9 protein-coding genes are annotated in these 15,694 nt (G+C 56.6%); 1 reads left to right on the top strand and 8 read right to left on the bottom strand.

Going from position 1 to position 15,694, the window contains the following annotated elements:
* Positions 1-19: 19 nt before the first annotated feature.
* From Q0837_RS10865 to Q0837_RS10900, 8 genes are all read right to left on the bottom strand, one after another.
* A complete protein-coding gene (locus Q0837_RS10865; protein ID WP_298468766.1) occupies positions 20-1,051 on the bottom strand; it encodes a sugar kinase in 1,032 nt (343 codons plus the stop codon).
* A 42-nt stretch (positions 1,052-1,093) separates the two neighbouring features.
* On the bottom strand, positions 1,094-1,846 hold the full coding sequence (locus Q0837_RS10870; RefSeq protein WP_298468767.1) for an SDR family NAD(P)-dependent oxidoreductase: 753 nt from the start codon (positions 1,844-1,846) through the stop codon (positions 1,094-1,096).
* Positions 1,847-1,880: 34 nt separating this feature from the next.
* Positions 1,881-3,164 carry an MFS transporter gene (locus tag Q0837_RS10875; RefSeq protein ID WP_298468769.1) on the bottom strand — a complete coding sequence of 428 codons (1,284 nt, stop codon included), beginning with the start codon at positions 3,162-3,164 and terminating at the stop codon, positions 1,881-1,883.
* 2 nt (positions 3,165-3,166) lie between these two features.
* The gene (locus tag Q0837_RS10880) at positions 3,167-3,529 is read right to left on the bottom strand and encodes a cupin domain-containing protein (RefSeq protein WP_298468775.1); all 363 of its coding nucleotides are present in this window, start codon (positions 3,527-3,529) and stop codon (positions 3,167-3,169) included.
* A 2-nt stretch (positions 3,530-3,531) separates the two neighbouring features.
* Positions 3,532-5,715 (bottom strand): alginate lyase family protein, encoded by a 2,184-nt coding sequence (locus tag Q0837_RS10885; RefSeq protein ID WP_298468777.1) that lies wholly within the window; start codon positions 5,713-5,715, stop codon positions 3,532-3,534.
* Entirely contained in the window at positions 5,715-7,988 is a 2,274-nt protein-coding gene (locus Q0837_RS10890; protein WP_298468780.1) for a polysaccharide lyase 6 family protein, read from the bottom strand. Before Q0837_RS10890 ends, Q0837_RS10885 begins: the two co-directional genes overlap by 1 nt.
* A gap of 109 nt (positions 7,989-8,097) precedes the next feature.
* Positions 8,098-8,838 (bottom strand): FadR/GntR family transcriptional regulator, encoded by a 741-nt coding sequence (locus Q0837_RS10895; RefSeq protein WP_298468783.1) that lies wholly within the window; start codon positions 8,836-8,838, stop codon positions 8,098-8,100.
* A gap of 129 nt (positions 8,839-8,967) precedes the next feature.
* Positions 8,968-12,120, bottom strand: a complete 3,153-nt coding sequence (locus Q0837_RS10900) for a TonB-dependent receptor (RefSeq protein ID WP_298468786.1) — start codon at positions 12,118-12,120, stop codon at positions 8,968-8,970.
* A gap of 438 nt (positions 12,121-12,558) precedes the next feature.
* Here Q0837_RS10900 and Q0837_RS10905 point away from each other — a divergent pair, with 438 nt between their 5' ends.
* Positions 12,559-15,615 (top strand): TonB-dependent receptor, encoded by a 3,057-nt coding sequence (locus Q0837_RS10905; protein ID WP_298468788.1) that lies wholly within the window; start codon positions 12,559-12,561, stop codon positions 15,613-15,615.
* The last annotated feature ends 79 nt before the right edge of the window (positions 15,616-15,694 follow it).

A 15,694-nucleotide genomic window follows, 5' to 3' on the forward strand; every position in this document is an offset into this window, starting at 1 on the left:
CACGCGCGCAAACGAGTGCTTAGCGCTGCACGCGTCCTGATCCGTCGCCGCTCATCAGTTTTTCGACCTCGGGAACCGTAACCCGATTGAAGTCGCCCATGATGGTGTGTTTCAGCGCGCTTGCAGCCACTGCGAACTCGAGGCTCTGCTGGCGATCCTCATAGGCATTAAGCCCGTAGATCAGTGCTGAGGCAAAGCTGTCGCCGCCGCCAACGCGGTCGACAATGTCGGTTAGCTCGTACTTCTTTGACAGCATGAAGCCATTTTCACGGGTACGCAGGCAGGCCGACCAGTTGTTGCGGTCGGCACTAAGGCTTTCACGCAAGGTGATCGCGATCGTGTGCATGTCCGGATAAATATCCAGCACCTTCTGACCCAGCGCTTCGTATTTGGCGGTGTCGAGTTCGCCCGATTCCACGTCCACATCAACGCTGATGTCGAGCGACTTCTGGCAGTCTTCCTCATTGGCGATGCCGACATCGACGTACTTCACCAGCTCGCGCATCACTTCAGGAGCGGTCTTGCCGTACTTCCACAGCTTGCCGCGGAAGTTGAAGTCGCACGAGACAGTGACGCCCGCTTCCTTGGCCGCTTTTACGCAAGCCATGGAGAGATCAGCCGCCGATTGGCTCAGTGCGGGAGTGATCCCGGTGATGTGAAGCCATTGGGCACCCTTGAATATGGTCGGCCAATCGAACTCATCCATACCTGCGTTGCAGATCGAGGAGTTGGCGCGGTCATACACGACCTTGGACGGACGTTGGTTAGAGCCCGTCTCGAGGAAGTAAATTCCGACCCGGTCGCCTGACCGGCTGACATGGGCGGTGTCCACGCCGAACTTGCGCAGTTCCATGACTGCGTTTTCGCCGATGTCATTATCGGGCAGCGCGCTCACAAATCCCGCGTCGAGACCGTAATTGCTCAGCGCAACCGCGACATTCGCCTCGCCTCCGCCAAATGTCGCCTCAAACTCGGGCGATTGGAAGAAGCGTTGATGCCCCGGCGTTTTCAGCCGCAGCATGATTTCACCGAACGAAAGGAACTGAGTCATGGGGAGGAGCTCTGTTTGAAGTTGTGAGGAAGGTTGCAGCGTTTACGAAAACGCCAAGCCGCCATTGATGTCAATATTTGCGCCGGTGATGAAAGATGCTTCCTCCGAAGCGAGATAGGCAACGAGGTTGGCTGTTTCCTCGGCACGCCCCTGACGCTTTAGAGGCGTCGAATTGGCGACATTCTCACGCGCGGCGTCTGGCGTAAACTTGTCGTGGAAAGTCGTCGCGATCATGCCAGGGCAAAGCGCGTTGACCCGGATCCCCTGCGGCCCGAGTTCCTTTGCAAGCCCGCGAGTAAAGGTCATCACAGCGCCTTTCGACGTTGCATAAGCAATCGCGCCGCCACCGCCACCATCGCGGCCAGCAAGGCTGGCGAGGTTCACGATGGCCGAACCTTCGCCCATCAAAGGCGCGGCTGCTTTGCATGCCAGGAAGGTCGATGTGACGTTCAACTGCATGACAAAGTTGAAAAACTCCTCATCCATCTCGTCGAGCTTTTTGCGCGCAACCATTCCGCCTGCATTGTTCACTAGGATGTGAATGCTGTCGCCGAAAGCCTCGCGCGTCGCGGCGATCAGTGCATCAACGTCGGCCGGTTTTGTAACGTCGGCCTTTACCGCGACGCCTTTGCCACCAGCGGCTTCGACAGCGGCGACGGTCGCGTCCGCGTCTGCCTGATTGCTGTTGTAGTTCACAACAACGCTGGCACCTTCACTGGCAAGCTTGACGCACACCGCCCGACCAATGTCGCGGCTGCCGCCTGTAACCACTGCCACTTTGCCTGCAAATTTCATGTCGTTGTTCCCCGTCTGGAAATTGGTGATGGCACTAGGCCGTTTTTGGTTGAGTAGGTTTCAATGGTTTGATCTCGGGGCACAGGACGAGCACCGAAAGCACGGTCATAATCGCCAGACCAGCGCCGACAAGAAATGCCGGTGTGTAGCTGTTGACGGTTATAACCGGGATCAGGAAATTCAAGAGCACGACGGCGAGCTTTGCAGCCGTTCCAGCAAACCCCGCAAGCGAACCGACCGATTTCCCGCTGTAGAAGTCACTTGGCAGTGTCTGGATATTGCCGACCGCTGTCTGAAATCCGAACAGGATCACGCCCATGATCAGAACCGCAGTAAGCGGCGTGGACGCCATTGTCGTTAGCAGCAGCGAGACGAGCATGATGACGCCGCCCAGCGTGATAACAGTTTTGCGCGTGCGGTTGACAGTCCACCCTGCTTTCAGGCGATTGCCCGCGAGCAATCCGCCAAACCAGGCGCCAAACATTGCCCCGACATAGGGAATCCAAGCATAGACAGCGATCTCTTCGACGCCGAAGCCGTAGGTGTTGAGCAGGTAGATCGGAAGCCAGCCAACGAACAACCACCAGATCGGATCGATGAAGAAGCTGGCGAGGATGACACCCCAGCTTTCCTTGCGAGTGAGGATTTCCTTCGTATCAGGCGCGTAGTCGGCGACCTCGTTGGTCTCGACATTGCGCTGTCCCGTCAGGATGTATTCGCGTTCCTCGGCGGTGATCCAGGGGTGGGCATCGGGACCGGATTTGTAGACGATCATCCACGGCACCAGCCACAGGAAGCCGAGCAGGCCGATAGCGACAAAGGTTGCCTGCCAGCTGCCGAGCCACACGAACAACAAGCCAATGATCGGAGCGGAGACAATCCCGCCAATCGCAGCACCTGAATTGAAGATGCCCTGTGCCAGCGCCCGCTCATTTATCGGGAACCACTCGGCATTGGCCTTGGTCGCGCCCGGCCAGTTTCCGGCTTCGGCGACACCCAGGATCGCACGGAAGATGGCGAAGCTCAGCAATCCGCGTGCAAAGGCGTGCAGAATAGTCGCAGCCGACCAGACGACGATCGAGAGGATGAAACCCATCCGCGTCCCGATCCAGTCGAATATCTTGCCGAAGATCGACTGGCCGAATGCGTAGGCAAAAGTGAAAACGTTGAGAATGATCGCGTAATCGAATTCGGTCAGCTCAAGCTCTTTGGAAATCTCTGGCCAAAGAAAACCAAGCGCACCGCGATCAATGTAGTTGATCACTGTCGCAACCGCGACGAGGATGACTATCCAGTAGCGAAGTTTGCCCTTCATCATGATCAGTCACCCTGTCCTAGGAAGTCTTCGCGAGCAGGGCTGAACGTGTCGATCAGCACGCCGGCCTCGAGACAGACAGCGCCATGATCAAGGTGCGGTGCGATGTAGAAGCAGTCCCCTGCCCCGAGCACGCGCTTTTCGCCATCGATGAAGACTTCAAATGAACCGCTTTCGACATAGCTCGATTGGCTGTGGCGATGTGCGTGCACCTGGCCAACGGCGCCTTGCTCGAACCACACACGCACGATCATGATCTCGGGACCATAACCGAGTATCTGGCGGCTAATCCCGTCTCCAAGATCTTCTTTCGGCGTCTCCTTTGCGACCACAAAGGGCGGGCTCGCCTCGCTCACCAAAGTTGCCATTCTCAGTTCTCCCCTCCGGTGAGTGCGACCACAGCTGTAAACCCCATCCAGGTAATTTCCTCGCCATCAAGCGAGACGGAATGCGCCTGCTCGGGATTGGGATCATGCGATACTGCGATCGCGAAGCGCTGCCCTGATTTCAAGGTCAGGCGCACGATGTCGTTCTTGCCAATTTGGTCATGCGATAGATCAGCGACGCGGCTGCGGCTTGAAACGGTTTGTTCCGCCGCGCCGTCATACTTGCCATGCGCTTCAAGCAGGCTGGCGAAGCTGGTGCCGCCAGACTGGCGATCGGCACGAAGCAGAATCAGCGGCTCGCGGCGCAAGTTGAATTCAGGATCGTTCGCCCCGCTTTCACCCAGGATCACGCCAAGCGGCCCATCGCTTGCAAAACGATAGGTGTAGAACCGGCCGTCGAGAATCCAGGTGAGCGCGCCCTTGCCGTCCTGCTCATCAGCGACGGCATCAACCCAGATGTGTTGGTAGCCGCTGTCCTCACCTAAAACGGGTCGTTCCGCGACGTTCGTCTTGGCCGCGAAGTCGAATTCCATGATGTGGCCGCTGTAGTGCAGCGGCAGATCATATTGGTGAGAATCGGGGCTGTTCGCTCGAACCAGATCCAGCACTAGCGGCGCTTCCAATCCGGGAATGTCCGGCATCAAAAGCGTCCGGCGGATTGTCACACGGTCATATGCAGTTGAAATCTCTGCGCTCGATACCTGTAGTCCGGCCTGGTCGGAGAAATAGAGCTGTTCCGGCCAGACTGCGCTCGCCGCCTCCACCTCGCCATCAAAGTGGCTGCGTTCGTCCACGACCAAAGTGTTGTGCGCAATCGACGATTTGGCCCAAGTCGTGTTCTCAGGTAGGTAGCGCCCGCCCGCCTTCGCTTCGATATTGAGGAAGCGCGCCGCGCCGTAATCGCGGACGATCTCGTTACCATTGTCGTAGAATTGCCAGGCAAGTTTATCGAAGTGCCCGTGGCCCATGCCTTGGGCAGTGTTCTTGGCGATCAAAGCTGAACTTGGTTCACCCTGAGCATTGCCGGCACCCTGCCGAAGTACCGCCACGGCCCCTTGGCTGCCATCCGGCCCATCGCTGAGCAGCATCGAACGGAATGGGAAGCCTTCGGCCTTGCCCGCCGCCAGATCACTCGCGACCATCAAGCCGTTCTTGCTCAGAACCGTGCGCGCTTGAAAATCAGCCACTGACAGCAAGGACGGATCGCGCGTCTGTGCGTAAGCGATCGCCACGCCATCATAGAGTTCGGCAGTCCTTAGGCTCTTGTCACGGATCGCGTCGTTGAACGGGAAAAAATAGCCGCGATAGCTCTGCTGAACAGTCGTCCGCAGCGCCTTCAGCAGAATGCCGTCGCGATGCTCGAATATCTTGCGTTCGGGCTCGTTGCGCTCGATCGCGTCGGCAAACACCATGAACGGCAATAAAGCGAACCGCTGGTAATACGGCCCTTCGGTGTAGTATCCATCCGGCGAAAACAGCAGCTCTGTCTGGCGCAGAAACCCGGTTTCGCCGCTCTTGTCCGATCCCAGGAGCGCAATGTCGACCATGTCCTGATCGTCAAGCAGGTAACCGGTCATGCCGACGCCCGCCGTGGCCCAGGTCGCGTGGTTGTGAATTCGGTTGAACGTGTGCTCGGAATCCACCGACATGAACTTCACGGCTGGACGGAACACATCGTCGTCGATCCGCTGACGCTCAGCATCGGAAAGCGTATCGCGGATGTCGCCATAGCCTTGCACCGCATGGACCAGCCACATCGCATCGTTGAGCACCTGCCAAAACAGGCGTCCGACATTCTGGTTGGCCTTGGCTGGGTGATCGCCGAGCGTCGGATAGAGGTCCGCATATTCGAGCAGCATGTCGCGGACGTAGTCGCGGTAGCGCTGCTCACCAGTAACCTGGAACAATTGCCCGCCAAGATAGATCGCGCGGAAATTCCGCTTGTGCTGTTCGTGTGTGTAGCCACCGCCCGGATCCTTTGGCTGAGGCACGACGACGCCGTCCGCCATCATCCCGTCAACGAAAGTCTTCGCGAGCTGAAGCTCGGCAGCGTAAAGCGGTGGTAACGCATCGGCGGAGGCGCTGGCCGTGCTCGTGTGATCGTCAGCCCGCGCAGCCTGCGGCATGGCAACTAAAGCGAACGACGCGGCCAAGAATGCAGCGCGCATCACTGATCAGCGCCTTCAGCGAAAATGTTGTCTGCCAGCACCGCCCGATGTTCACCGTCGTAGTTGAGTTCTTCAAGAGCGAAGCCCGGCGTACCAACAAACTGATTACCAGTGATCGCGGTCTTCGGCGTTCCGACAGTATGCACAACGCGGAAAGGCGCGGACAAAGCGACCATATTTCGGCTTACATCAGCAATCTGAACCCCATGCAGGTTGAGCGAAGCACCCGAACCATTGGTTGCGGCCTTGCCGGCTTCGGCAATCTGATTGCCCGAGAATCTTACGAACGGTCCAAACGTGCTTTCATCGCGCCCACCGCGATAGACGTCCGCGATCGGCCCGCCCACATTCGCAAAATTGCTGTCGACGATATCGAGATACTCGACATTGTACTGTCCGAAATCCTCGGTCTCGGCCGCAGCAGAGATCACAGTGCCGGTAATGTCGACAAAGCTGCTGTTGCGGATGCTGACGCGGTCAGCGAGCGAGCTTTTGCCTAGCGTGAGGACATTGAAGGACTTGTTGACCACCAGTCCGGTTACCGTGACGCCGTCCATCTCGATCTGCATGTTCGATTTGATCGGATATGTGGTGGTGCGGATTGCAGAATTACCAACCGAGTCCGGAGCAAGAGCGCCGTCGATTGTCAGGTTAGCAAGCTGAAGGTTCCCGCCTTCGCGCAGCTCGATCAGCGTTGGACGAGTGAACATGATGGTCGGTGGCTCGGCACCCTCTGCGGACGCACCTCTGATCGTCAGCGCCTTGTCCAACGGGATCGAACGGTTGGCGATGTATTCACCGGCTCCAAGCTCAAGCACATCGCCGTTGCCAGCGGCCATTGCCGCCTCGACTAGTGTGTCTTCGCCCGGCGCAACAGTGATAACCTTACCGGATGACCCAAAGATGCCTTCGTCGCCAGACTTTGCGTACCATTTGACGCCCACCTGATCGAGTGCAACCGGCTTGAGATCGCGCGGAGCACCAAGATCAGAAAGTGCAGGATCTACCGGGTAAAGCAGGCCATTCTCTGCGCGCTCGAATTCAACCGGGGCAAACTCGACCTTGTCGGCCAGCTCGCCCTCAACTTCTCCGGCAGCCAGACGGTTTCCGCTAAATTCAATGCCGGAAATGTCGTCATAGGCTTCAAGGAAGTACTCTCCCTCGATCCCGCCGAGCAGGTTGTTCAAAAACGTGCTGTTACTTGGCGCGGCGGAACGCTCTTCGTCCGCGCCCACATTGAAGGCCACACGGCGGCTGTCGACGATGGTGTTATTCTCGATCCGAGCCTTGTCGACCACGACATAGCGATTGACCGGCGAGTTCGGCACGCCGTTCATCACTGCAAGCGCGCTGGAGAATGCCTCGCCTCGCAAGCCCTCCATGTAATTGCCGCGCACCGTTTGGCCGCGATTGATGACGCGGATGCCGCCGGTGTAGTCCTTGCCATGACCGAAGAAGACATTGCGCTCAACGATGTTGTCATCGCCGTGGCGCAGCGTCAGCGTCCCACGTGAACGCAGGAAAACGTTCCCGCGAAAAACATTGCCGCCCGACTTGGAAGAGATGATCTCGACCTCGCCATCGGTGCGGTCGAAGATGTTGTTCTCAACGATCGTTTCGGAGCGGTGCATCGAATAACGGCTCGTGCCGATCCGCAGGGTTTCACCACCGTTGGAACCAAGCACCGGGCGCGGCCCGAAGTAGTTGTGGTCGATACGGTTTCCGTTTTCGCGGCTTTCCTCGCTGTCGAGCCGCACCGCAAGCGTCACACCCTTGTTGGTTTTACCAACCATGTGGTTGTGATCGAAACGGTTGTTCTTGCCGTAAATGCCGACCCAGTAATCGCTTTCATACCGGTCGGGCTTGCTGAAATTGTCGATCACAACCTCAGTGACGCGAGAGTTCCTCGTAATGTCTGTTTTTGTGCGGCGGAACGAAACGACTTCACCGCGAGGGCTGTAGCCGTCTTTAAAGACCAGCCCGCTAACGAGGATGTACTCCCCGCCAATACGGAGACTTGATTGCCCTGTCAGGAATACCCTGCCTGGCTCCTCTGAGGTGACTGTGATTGGCGAACCTTTACGGCCCTTGCCGGTGATCACCAGCTCGAAATCGCGCCATTCGCCATTGGCCAGGACGATAACATCGCCAGCCTCAATCTGCTTCAACGCGTGGGCGTACTCATTCTGATCGCGGACGAAATATCGCTCAGCTAGCGCTGGCGAAGCGCCAAGCAACACAGCGAGCAGCACAAGGCACAGCCTTGTCATCATCCCAACAATCCCCTCGTCCTATTTTTATGGATTTGGACTATACGTGTCAGGAAAGCGCTGTCAATCAATCTGGCATGTTATTTAGGTATTTTTTGTATAACCAGTTGGCCTAGCCAATTTTCGCGGACGCGGTGAAGCGCTCACGGCTCTTGAGCACTTGCTCTTGCACCTCTTCGAGAGCCATCCGCTCGGTCGCATCGAGCATTGCCTCGATCAGTCGGTGGAAGTGCTCCCGCATTGCATTTCGTGCACTGGCCGGATCGCGGTCGCGCAGCGCAAAGAAGATTGCTTCATGCTCGGCCGTTCTGGATGCTGCGTCATGTACACAGACTGCTTCGTAGGTCGCTTTGACGTCGGGCAGTTCTTCTCGCATCCGCCACAATGTCGTCACCGTGTGCATCATTGCTGCGTTGTTGGACGCCTCGGCAATTGTGCGGTGAAACTCTTCATCAGCCTCATTCGCAGCATCCTCGTCCCCAGTCCGCATTTGCTCGACCAGCTTTTCAAGGCGGGCAATACCGTCATCGGAAATATTGTGTGCTGCCAGCGCGGCCGCTTCTGATTCAATCAGTAGTCGCGCTTCAGTCACCTCGAACGCGCTTGCACCGGGCAATGCCGTGCGACTTTCAGGTTCGCTCTCGCTGACATAAACGCCGGAGCCGGTCTTGATCTCCAACCGGCCAATCGCCTGAAGCGCGATCTCGGCCTCGCGGATGGTGACACGACTGACTCCCAAACGCTCGGCGAGCTCACGCTCTCCGGGAAGCCGCGTTCCAGGAGGAAACGCACCCTCTTCGATCAGACCGGCAATCTGCTCGGCCACGGATTGGAAAAGTCGCTTACCGTTCATGCTCACCCTTTGCTGCTGATCCGAGCTTACCTCTCCGCCCTGGGGAACTCCTTAAATACCACCTTGACGCCAGTCAAAGCGGTCGACTGCCGCCGCAGACCCCCACCTGCGGCGGCAGCCAGGTGCGGGTCAGAACTTGACCCGCGCCCCTACGAAATAGCGAGGTCCATAAACCTGGATCGCACCGAAATCGTCCGGCGCCCCGCGGAAGTTCGTCCGCGGTTCGTTGAAAAGGTTGATACCTTCTGCCGTGATGCGAACATTGTCGTTCAGTTCGAAGGAAACGCGTGCCTCGAACACACCGACATCGTCAACGTAGCGGATACGTCCAGGCGTTGAGATGAACTGCTGGAAATACTCGCTGCGATATTTGTAGACGCCCTGGAAATCGAACGGACCGATCTCGTAATAGGCCTGCGCAGAAAGCACATGCTCAGAGAAACCGAACAGGTTTGAAGGCGGGATCAAACCGTTACTGACGCTGGTCGAACCATCGGCATTTACTGTTGTGATCGCGCCGAGTGTGTCGTCCTCAAACTCGAAATCCGAGTCCGCGTAGTTATAGCTCAGCTTGAAGCCCAACCCGTCCAGCGGCGCGGGAAGATAGTTGAAGCTGTGTGCAGCCGTGATTTCGATTCCGTAGATCGTGCTTGTATTGTTGTTGGTGTCGATTGAGGTGACCAACAGGTCAGCGCTTTCACCGCCGACGTTGAAAGTTTCGAACAAGCCAACCGTTTCGAAACCACCGTTGAAGCTCTTGTAATAAGCGTTGAACGCCAGAATTGTATCGTCATTCGGATACCATTCGAGGCCAGCGTCAACATTCCATGAAAGCAGCGGATCAGTGGCCGGGTTACCGGTCGCAGAAACGTTGTTCACACCGCCCACCAGGGCCTCTTGCGGCGTCGCGAAATCATCATTGTCGTTGATGTTGATGATCCGTCCATCGCCCAACTCGGATGGGTCCGGACGCGAAAGCGCGCGGTAGACTGCAAACCGCCCAAGTAGATCGGGCTGGAATTCTGCAACGAGGTTCAAGCTGGGCAGGAACTCGGTGTATGACGCAATAGAATTGCGTACAATCAGATTGTTCGGGTCTTCTACCAAAGCAAAGCTTGCGACGCCTTCGTCGTCGATCTCACTGATTTCAATATCAAGCGCAGTACGGAAACCGCGGGAGCGAACCGAAGTGTTGACCACCCGGACGCCAACATTCCCGCGAACAGGCATGTCACCAAACTCGGTGTCAAAGTTTGCCTGCACATAGCCGGCCCAGCTGCGTTCGGTCACATCTGTGTTCTGGATCGAGTCGAAGTCACCGGTCGGGAAGATGATGTTCCCGTCGGCATCGAATTCGAGGCCCGATGGATCTTCACGTTCCAGCACCCGCGCGATGCAGCGCGCATCGAATGTCGCGAAAGTGTTCGACGTGCCCAGCACATTGCCGTCCAGATCGACATTGGTGATCAGCGCGTTGCCGCCGGATACGGAGGAAAGAAAGCCGCTTTCCGGGAAGGCCGTGCGACATTCGCGGTTAGCCACTGCCAGCGCGCCTGTTCCATCCGTATCGTTGTAGTTGTTCTCAAACCGGCTGGTGCCGTTCGAGGCCCCGGGAACGTCACGATATACGAGTTCCTGATACCGGGTACCGGCCTGGACCGAGTTGAAGAACCCATCCATTTCGTATTCGACATCGCCACGGACCGCCCAAACGCTGTTGAACCGATCCTGCTCAAGATCGGCACGAAGGCGCGGATCGTTGGCAAACAGATCGTAATTCGTCACGTCGAAATTCTGGGTGACAAAGTTGAGCGCCTGTGAACCATTCTGGCGGATCAGGACAGCCGTTTCAACGCGGTCGTCTGTACCGTTTGTACGGCCCGCGTTAGGCGTTTGGTCGCTTTCAAACGCCTCTGGGAAGAACGGATTGCCGTTGGCGTCCGTATTGCCCTCAATGCTTTCGCCATCCTCGGTGCGAAAGCGGATCTGCACCGCTTCTTCGATCCGCTGAGTACGCGAATAGGAAGCGTCGAGCGAGAGCTTGAGCCGGTCGGTGACTTGAGCGTCGAGTGACAGTCCGCCGCCGTAATATTCTTCTTCGCGCTCGAGATATTCGCTGACCGCTTCGACGCGCTGCTCGTTGGTGAACTGACGCAGCGCTCCGCTTTCGGTGAAGAGCAAATCAAAGCCTTCGATCCGGTTGGGATCGCCCGGCCCGTCAATCCGTCGGCCTTCGGCGAAGTTCAAATCGCTGCGCTGTTCGCGGAACAGGCGATTGGAATATTGGAAGTCGGCGTTGATATCGACGTCCGGGCTCGGCTTGAACTGGATCGCTGCGAACACGGAATCGCGCGTGTCATCGGTAATGTTTGAACGCAGCGCGTAGCTGTTGCGCGCGATCACGAAGGGCAGGTCAACGCTGCCATCCCGCAAGCCAGCGATAGTGCCACTGCTGGTATCGCAATTGCCATCGTCGAACACACCATCGCTGGTTGTGCTCGGATCGATTACGCAAGCGCGGATCGTGTTGGAGACGTTGGCCTCCTGTTCAGGGTTGGTCGACTCGTTCCGCTGAATGCCGATCGAGATACCCAACTCACCATCACCGACATTGAATTGGTCCACGTAGCTCAAAGTGCCGCGGAACCCGATATCCTGGAACCGCTGATCGGAATCGATATCGAGGTTGTCCGGGTTGATATTCGCCTTCAGCTCACCCTGAATACGGCGCTTGCCATAGTCGATGGGGCGCACCGTTTCGAGCACGATCTGTCCGGCAACGCCGCCTTCGATGTAGCTCGCGGCCTGCGTTTTGTAGATGCCGACCTTAGTGAAGAGCTCAGACGGGAATTGGCTGAAGTTCACCGACCGATCACCGCTGCCGTTGGTTGCTACACGGCCGTTGATAACCGTCGAACTCAGAAATGGACCGAGGCCACGAATCGAGATTTCGGTCGCCCCGCCCTGCTCTCGGTGAGAACCGGCGCCGGTCAGAGTTTCAAGCGCCTCACCGATCGACAGTGCAGGAAGATCGCCAATCTCATCCGCAGAAAGCGCATCGAATACCTCAGTGGCGTTGCGCTTTTCCTCAATCGAACCCTGAATGGTGGCGCGAATACCGGTAACAACAATACCGCCTTCACCCTCGGCGACGGTTGCGTCTTGGTCTTGATCTTCGTCCTGAGCCGCCGCGGGCGACGCAGCAACTGCTGTACCAGCCAACAGAGCTGCGGTGATCGAAATACGCGAAAGAGCGCCGCTACGGGCTGCGCGAAGTACCATTTTTACCCCTCCCAAGGTGTTTGAGGCACCATGGATAGAGACGCATTTCAGTAAGTCAACCAATCTGTCATACCGATATGCGCCGAGTGTCCAGACCAATTTTGGAAGCAGTGCAGCCATTTGTCCGTCGCTTCATCAAGTTGCGCTTACCAATCAGGTATTTGTGGGCGATTGAGCCTGATTTGAGTCAATTCCAGGCTGAGCATATGTGGCGAGAATGCCGCAGTTGGTACCCCAGACAGAGCGACACACGCCGCGCTATTCACAAGAATCCGAACAAACTTGGCATTACTTTTCTCATATTTTCCGCTACTTATTAATCATAATACCAATTGGTATGATACTTTTCTAGTATAGGACTGCGTATCTGGTTGACTCATGTTTAGGCCAATATATGTTCGTAACCCTAAGACCAAAAAATGGTGATGGGAGAATCTGATGGGGTACTGGAACGGGGGCGCACGCCTGCCCGCAAAAAAATCACGCATTATTGCAGGTTTGCTGACCGGGTCGGCAATTGCACTCGCGCCTGGCACGGCGTGGGCTCAGGACGCAGAAGTTGCCGACGAGTCGGCAAGCGAAGGCAACCAGATCATCGTCACCGGCATTCGCAGTTCGCTTGCGAGCGCGCTGAATGAAAAGCGGCAGGCGGACAGTCTGATCGAAGTCATCCAGGCTGAGGACATCGGTAAGCTGCCTGACCAAAACCTCGCCGAGGTTCTTGAGAACGTCACCGGCGTTCAGATCACCAGGACCGCCGGCGTTGGTACCAATGTTCAAATCCGTGGCACCGATGATAACCGCACAGAAATCAACGGTGTTGGTACTGTCGGTTCGGGTACGGGTCGTGCCGGCATTTCGTTTGAAGACGTCAACGCCGCGATCATTGCTGCCGTTGAGGTCACCAAGGCTCCGACTGCAGCCACTACGGAAGGTTCTGTTGGTGGTACGATCAACCTTCGCACCATCCGCCCCCTCGATTTGACAGAGCGTATCACTACAGTGCGCGTTCAAGGCGAATACAGTGAGCTTTCCGACACGATCAGCCCAAGAATCGCTGGCAGCTTCGGTCAGCGATGGGACGCAGGCGACGGCGAATTCGGCATAGTTCTAGCCGCCAGTTACACTGAGCAGGAAGCGACTTCATTCCGCCCGCGCGTAGACCGTGACACGCTGATTTCGGTTGGCGAGAGCGTGACATCTACTGGCGCTGCCGGTCCAGACTTTGAATATCTCGGTATTCAGTTCCTCAATCAGGAACTGGAGAATTTCGAGTTTGAGACGATCAACATTGCCGGTTCGATTGAATACGCGCCAAACGACAGCCTGAAATTCTACTTTGATGGCTTTTACAACGATCAGACGCGAAATCAGGACAGTTCGCGCATCCAGGCCTCCGGCGTGAGTAGCTTGGCTGACGAAAACGTCCCGGATACATTTGAAACCGTCAATTTCGGTTCTTTGGGCGGCGTCAATCTGGGCAGCATCCAGGCAGCGCTAACAGGCGCAATTGAGCCGAACATCGCTGATGACGATGATGATCCTAACCTGCGCTTTTCAAGTGATACAGGCGCTCGTCTCACTGAAAGCACACTTTTCAGAGTTGGTGCAGAATACGAAACGGGCCGTCTATACGCTCGCGTTCAGGCATCACAGACAAGCTCCGACACTCGCACGCCGCAATTGGACGCGACGCTCAATTTCATCAACCCCAACCCGCTCGCGCTGGACCCGTTCCTCGCAGGCAATGGGAGCAATGATAACCCGGTTCCGTTCATCTACGACTTGACTGGTGGCGCGCTGACGTTCGGTGTGAACTTCGACTCACCGTTTGCACCAACAGTGGCTGATCTGACCGATCTTAGCGGTGCCAACGTGGTGTTGGATGCGGTTACCGCAAACAACAGTCTCACCGAGAACGAAGAAACGGCAGCTCGCATCGACTTTAGTTTGGATGTCGATGATATTGTCGGCTTCATCAAATCAGTCGATTTTGGCTATCGCTACAACCAGTCTGAATCAGAGTTCACACGGATCCGTTCAACCTTTGGTACGGGCAACCTCAACAACAGCCCGTTCGGCACCGAGTTCGCGAGCCTACTCGCTTTGGGCCCTGACAATTTCGATGATGCTGACGGAAGAGCACTCGCTTTCCGCAACTTCGTGGTCGTTGATCCAGACCAGGTGGCCAGTGATCTGGATGGAGTGTTCAACACCTTGCAGGCAGCTCTCGATGGCACAGTCGGCGGCCAGGCGGCGATTGCCGGTGGTGGCCGTTTGCTGAGTGATCTTGATCCCAATGATTTGGGCAATCTCGCGGCATCGTTCCGAATTGAGGAAGAAACCCATGCCCTCTATGGCCAAGCGAACTTCGACTTTGGCTCGGTTCGCGGCAATGTGGGCCTTCGTTTCGTCGACACGACCGTAAGTTCGCTTGGTAACCAGATCGCCAACGGTGTCGTCTCTCAGGTAACAACGTCCGGTGGCTATACGCAGTGGCTGCCGCGTGTGAACGTAATTGCTGATTTGACCGACACTTTGGCGTTCCGTGCCAGCTGGACCGAGGATCTTCTTCGCCCAGACTTCAACGATCTGTCGACTTCGATCAGTTTCCCGACCGGCCCCAACAATGCCGTGACCATTGGTAATCCGACCTTGGCACCAGAAACAGTGACCTCATTTGATGCGTCGCTGTCATGGTATTTTGCCCCGGCAGCGGTTCTGAGCGTCGGCTTCTTCCACAAGGAACGCACAAATCTGTTCCAGACACTCACCGAAGCGGCTGTCGAAGACGCAAACGGCTTCCGCGACATTACGGATCCGTGCGAAGGGGGCGGCATCTTTAACCCGATCCCTGATCGCAACGTCTTGTCGGATGTCCCGGGCAACGGCCTTTGTGTGCCAATTAACACAACGGTCAATGACCCAGGTGAAACAACTCAAACCGGTATCGAGATCGCGTTCCAGTATGATCTTTCTGGATTTGAAGATACTCTTGGATTTGCATCGGGCTTCGGCATTCTGGCCAACTATACCTACCAAGAATTCGGTGGGGGTGAAATTCAAGATACGTCCGACGCTGATAGTCGTGGTACAGAGGTCTTTGAAGCAAGTAGCGGTCTGACTGGGCCGTTCACCGCAACTCGCGGGCTCCTCGACTTCTCACCACATGCTTACAACATCACTCTGTTCTACGAGAAATATGGCCTGTCGGCTCGCGCTCGTTACACATGGCGTGATGCGTTCCGCACTCTGGATACGGCTGCTGGCGCTTCCCTCGGTAGTACCCTCGGCTTCCCAACTGTTACAGAATCTCGTGGACAGCTGAACGCTAGCATCACCTATGATGTAACCGATAATATCAACATCGGTGCCGAAGGCGTAAATCTGACGAAGTCTGACATCACGCAGTCTTGCGTCAACTCAGGTGGGCTGCTGTGCTTCCAGGGTATTCCGGATCGCCGGATTACGTTCGGTGCTTCGGTGAGTTTCTAAGCCGACACATCGCAGAGACTTCCGCTGGTCAAATCAAGTCTGATGAACCAGCGGTAGTCTTTGCGAAATAAAGATGGCC

It is taken from the genome of uncultured Erythrobacter sp., assembly GCF_947499705.1.
Classification (GTDB): Bacteria; Pseudomonadota; Alphaproteobacteria; order Sphingomonadales; family Sphingomonadaceae; genus Erythrobacter.

Bases quoted from the DNA above. Each gene is read 5' to 3' on its own strand.
- Q0837_RS10865 (WP_298468766.1), bottom strand. From the start codon at position 1,051: ATGACTCAGTTCCTTTCGTTCGGTGAAATCATGCTGCGGCTGAAAACG.
- Q0837_RS10870 (WP_298468767.1), bottom strand. From the start codon at position 1,846: ATGAAATTTGCAGGCAAAGTGGCAGTGGTTACAGGCGGCAGCCGCGAC.
- Q0837_RS10875 (WP_298468769.1), bottom strand. From the start codon at position 3,164: ATGATGAAGGGCAAACTTCGCTACTGGATAGTCATCCTCGTCGCGGTT.
- Q0837_RS10880 (WP_298468775.1), bottom strand. From the start codon at position 3,529: ATGGCAACTTTGGTGAGCGAGGCGAGCCCGCCCTTTGTGGTCGCAAAG.
- Q0837_RS10885 (WP_298468777.1), bottom strand. From the start codon at position 5,715: ATGCGCGCTGCATTCTTGGCCGCGTCGTTCGCTTTAGTTGCCATGCCG.
- Q0837_RS10890 (WP_298468780.1), bottom strand. From the start codon at position 7,988: ATGATGACAAGGCTGTGCCTTGTGCTGCTCGCTGTGTTGCTTGGCGCT.
- Q0837_RS10895 (WP_298468783.1), bottom strand. From the start codon at position 8,838: ATGAACGGTAAGCGACTTTTCCAATCCGTGGCCGAGCAGATTGCCGGT.
- Q0837_RS10900 (WP_298468786.1), bottom strand. From the start codon at position 12,120: ATGGTACTTCGCGCAGCCCGTAGCGGCGCTCTTTCGCGTATTTCGATC.
- Q0837_RS10905 (WP_298468788.1), top strand. From the start codon at position 12,559: ATGGGGTACTGGAACGGGGGCGCACGCCTGCCCGCAAAAAAATCACGC.